A 4,362-nucleotide genomic window follows, 5' to 3' on the forward strand; every position below is an offset into this window, starting at 1 on the left:
TTGCAAGGCATCGTTACCCAAACGGACATCATTGCCAGTCTGATAACAAAGGCGGTCACGCTCAATACAAAATGAGGGTGTCACCTTTGGCTGCTGCTTCGGAGGCAGCCAAGCGTGCAGCTCCACGGATACCCCGGCATGTCGGCCTTTAGGCTACAGCTTGGCTGTCAGACGCCGCGACCAGCTTATCGACCTTGGCGAGGAAAAAGCGCTCACTCCACAGATCAACCGATTTGAGATCGGCGGGACGCAGGAAGCGCTCGACATCCTTTGCCGCTTCCTTCCACTCGATCCGAGTGATTGCGCCAGAAAGCGCAGCCTTCAACCATGACATATCGACGTGGAGCGACCCGTCACCGGCCCATGGCCCTGCCTGAACGAGCGCGTTTTGCAAAAGGACGAAATTGGGTTCGAGCCCGCGCGAAACATACCAGGAGAAGTCGAACCAGTCGCGACCTTTGAGGAAGCCTCGGCATAGCAAGGCATGGATCTTCAGCGCGAAATTGGATGCCAGATCCTGATGGCGCACCTCATAGTCGGCTGGAAAATCAAGATAGGTGGTCGCCTCGGCCGATCCTGCGGGCGGGTTCACATCAATTTCCAGCTTGATCTTGATCGCTTTGCGATGGCCGGTGCCTGCGAATGACAGGTCGAGCTGGCTGGCGATGGAATCGTCCTTGAGCAGCGCCTGGCGAATGGCCGTATCCATGCGCGGCTTGGGATGCGCTTCCAGCGTCAGCCCGAACTGGCCGAACACCTCGGTCATCCCCTCGAGGTAAGGGGACCAGTCGAAGTCCATATTCGGCACGCGCAGGAGAAAGTCCAAGTCCTCGGAAAAGCGTGGCAGGCCGTGCAGAATGCGCAGGCTGGTGCCGCCCTGGAACAGGGCGCAATCGAAGAAATCGGCGCGCCACAGCGCGTAAAGCGCAATCTCCTGGAGGATCTCCTTGAGCGCGTTTTCCTCTTCAAGCGCATTGGTGGCGCCATAGCGGCCGAGCTTTTCCTTGATGATGTCAATCATGCAGCGATCCCCTGCTTTGAGCCCGCTTTGTCGTCAGAACCACATCTTCAAGCTCGGAAAGGAAGGCGTTCACTGCCTTGTGCTTGTAGACCGACTTCACTGCGGCAAAGTCCTTTTGCGTCAATGCCAGAAGCGCCTCGTCATCGATCCGCATGCCACTGGTCAGCCAATCAAGGCCAGACCATTCCACCTTGCGCAGTGCGACAAGATCCATAAGGGCGCGCAGCGGCCTAGCGACAAAGGCGCTGAGCTTGTCGAAGGTCACCCGTTCGACGCCGCTAAGGAAGCGATAATCGGCAATGGCCAGCGGATGATATTTGAAGGAGCCGAATTCGGTGGCCGGGATCTCCAGCGTTTTACGCCCCGGCGTCACGCTGGCAGTGACAAGCACGGCTTCAGGAATCCAGCCATGGTAAGCCAGCGCGCTTTCAAAGGAAATATAGCTCCCGGGAAGCAAAGCTTGCGCCACCGCGAAGGGATGCACAGGAGCGCTTCGATGCGCCTTGGCAAGCGTATAAACCCCGCGCTTCAGACGAATGAGTGACCCGTCCTTGAGCGCGCGGTTGACGAGGCCATAACGCCGCGCATCGCCTCCCCCCAGCAGTTCGCTGAGCTGGCGTTCATTGAAGACCCGATCGCGCAGCGCGCTTGCGGATACCTGTTGCGCTAGGCTGGACACAAAATTCTCAATACTTCCTAATGGTGAAAGTTTCAAGAATTTCTACATCTCCGCCTACGCGCACAGTTCGAACTGCGATTGACACCCTCAAGCGTGGGCCGGTGGCGCACAGGCCATAGTCCAAGTGCTTCGAACTACGCTCTTCCCTGTTTTCCTATCCCCCACTGCGCCAGTTGATCAGCCAAAGCCGGATGTGCCGTCAGCTGCTGATCGGGCCGAATCAGAAAATGATACGGCGAACTCCGGGATCAGGCGAGAACCCGAACTGGGTGAACATGAGGATGTCGTTCCCGTCGCCCTTTGATTGGGCGAGTATAAACGCTGTATAGGACTCGGGACGGCTCTCGCGTTGGCAGATCCGCTATGCTTCAAGGAGGCTTTTTTGCTGGAATCGGACGAGTTGTTTGCGGCGGCAGTCGAATTCGAGAGAATCCCAGCGTTGGGCAATGGGCCCGGGATTCGCGGGACCATCCAAGCCATCATCGACACCTGCAACAAAGTCCACGAAGCGTTCTCCGGCTCGTGGTTGGGTTACCATGCCAGCGTGTATCAGCGCGACCTTCGAGCACAGCCTGGCGCGCGCTTCGATAGCCAATGGGGGCTGCGCGAGATGAGCTTCGCGGGCGGGACGTCCGGGCAATGGGGGCAATATGATCGTAGCGTGGTCCGCAATGCGATATTTCAGCGCGCCGGCTATGAACTGGAAACAATCTCCGATCAGGTCGATGCCGCAGAGCGCGATTTCGCGCGTGTTAAAGGGACCGTGCTGTCCATCTTGTCGAGCATGCTCGCCGAGCGGGATGATAGCTTTCTAGGGAAACTGAAGAGCGATCTCGAAAAGGTGAAGATCTTCTCCCCCCGCGAGGCGACGTTGTTGTATCAGCCCAGCGGTCAGTTCATGACCGCTGACACCGAAGCGATTTCCGGTGGTGTCGTCACGCCAGCGCATTTCGAGGTGATGGGGGAAGCGGGCGCTATGGCAACGGTGTTCACCGCTGGCCAGCAGGGGGCGGATATTGTGCGGCAGGCGGCGTCACATGTGGAGCGTGTGGCCAAGAAGACACGACGCGACGATCGGATCGGAACCAATGTCTTCATTGGTCATGGTCGCTCGCCGCTTTGGCGCGAATTGAAGGATTTCGTCGAAGACCGGCTCCACCTGCCGGCCGACGAGTTCAACCGTGTTCCGGTCGCGGGCGTGACCAACATCGCGCGCCTCTCAGAAATGCTCGAAGCCGCAGCGATCGGCTTCGTAATCATGACCGCGGAAGACGAGACCAACGAAGGCGCGATGCGCGCACGGATGAACGTCATCCACGAGGTCGGCCTGTTTCAAGGGCGATTGGGCTTTTCGCGCGGCATCGTGATGCTGGAGGATGGATGTGAGGAATTCTCCAACATCCAGGGTCTGGGCCAGATCCGCTTTCCGAAGGGACGGATTTCGGCTGCGTTTGAGGATGTGCGTCAGGTATTGGAGAGGGAAGGCATCCTCACATCCTGACCAGTGCGGCACTTCGAACTACGCCCCTCCCTGTTTTTCTATCCCCCACTACTACGACGCTAAATCCTTGTTGAACTAGCCCCTTTTCTGCGTCTCTTACTCGTCCCCGTCGAGCCGGACGATCCTGTCCCGCTCCCGAAGCGGGATATCCGATGGGCGCTGAGCCAGTCCGAATTGAAGCACGTTCACGCGGCGCACGCATGCTGCGCACGGCGATGGGCGTATCGATCGCGACCTGGCTGGCTGACCCGCAGGTCATCGAGATCATGCTCAATCCGGACGGACGCCTGTGGGTCGACCGGTTGGGCATGGGACTGTCCGACAGCGGTGAACGCCTGACTGCAGCCGATGGTGAGCGCATCATCCGATTGGTTGCCCATCATGTGGGTGCCGAAGTTCACGGCGATGCACCGCGCGTGTCAGCGGAGCTGCCGGAAAGCGGGGAACGGTTCGAAGGCCTCCTGCCACCGGTGGTGGCGGCTCCCACCTTTGCCATCCGCAAGCCCGCCGTCGCGGTATTTTTGCTCGAGGACTACGTCAGCGCAGGAATCATGGGCGCAGCTGAAGCGGACAGGCTTCGTTCGGGCGTTGCACAGCGGCTGAACATTCTTGTCGCTGGGGGCACTGGCACCGGCAAAACGACGCTCACGAACGCGCTGCTCGCCGAGGTCGCCAAGACCACCGACCGGGTCGTTCTCATCGAAGATACCCGCGAGCTCCAATGCCGCGCGCCAAACCTTGTGGCGATGCGGACCAAGGATGGCGTTGCCTCGCTCTCTGATCTGGTACGTTCCAGCCTTCGCCTTCGCCCAGACCGAATTCCGATTGGCGAAGTGCGCGGCGCCGAGGCGCTTGACCTCCTCAAGGCCTGGGGCACCGGCCACCCTGGCGGGATCGGGACGATCCATGCCGGAAGTGCGATCGGTGCGCTCCGGCGGATGGAGCAGTTGATCCAGGAAGCGGTCGTCACCGTTCCGCGCGCCCTGATCGCCGAGACCATCAACCTCATTGCCGTGCTGGTGCGCGATGGCACCGGGCGGCGTCTCGCCGAATTGGCCCGCGTCGACGGGCTCGACGCGGTCACCGGCGACTATCGCCTGATTCCCGCCACCCAAACCCAAGGAGACTTTCTATGATCCATGCCCTCCGGCGCGGCACCAA

General features: G+C 59.9%; 4 protein-coding genes. 2 read left to right on the top strand and 2 right to left on the bottom strand.

Annotation, left to right across the window (positions count from 1 at the left end; translation table 11 throughout):
• Positions 1-148 precede the first annotated feature (148 nt).
• Positions 149-1,021: a nucleotidyl transferase AbiEii/AbiGii toxin family protein gene (locus tag Q0239_RS08730; RefSeq protein WP_298601308.1), complete on the bottom strand. Its 873-nt coding sequence runs from the start codon at positions 1,019-1,021 to the stop codon at positions 149-151.
• On the bottom strand, positions 1,014-1,700 hold the full coding sequence (locus Q0239_RS08735; protein WP_298601310.1) for a hypothetical protein: 687 nt from the start codon (positions 1,698-1,700) through the stop codon (positions 1,014-1,016). Before Q0239_RS08735 ends, Q0239_RS08730 begins: the two co-directional genes overlap by 8 nt.
• A gap of 382 nt (positions 1,701-2,082) precedes the next feature.
• Here Q0239_RS08735 and Q0239_RS08740 point away from each other — a divergent pair, with 382 nt between their 5' ends.
• Both Q0239_RS08740 and trbB read left to right on the top strand, forming a co-directional pair.
• Positions 2,083-3,201 carry a TIR domain-containing protein gene (locus tag Q0239_RS08740; RefSeq protein ID WP_298601313.1) on the top strand — a complete coding sequence of 373 codons (1,119 nt, stop codon included), beginning with the start codon at positions 2,083-2,085 and terminating at the stop codon, positions 3,199-3,201.
• 152 nt (positions 3,202-3,353) lie between these two features.
• A complete protein-coding gene (gene trbB / locus Q0239_RS08745) occupies positions 3,354-4,337 on the top strand; it encodes a P-type conjugative transfer ATPase TrbB (protein ID WP_298601316.1) in 984 nt (327 codons plus the stop codon).
• Positions 4,338-4,362: the final 25 nt, after the last annotated feature.

Origin of the sequence: uncultured Sphingorhabdus sp. (assembly GCF_937872355.1) — a bacterium.
Classification (GTDB): domain Bacteria; phylum Pseudomonadota; class Alphaproteobacteria; order Sphingomonadales; family Sphingomonadaceae; genus Sphingorhabdus_B.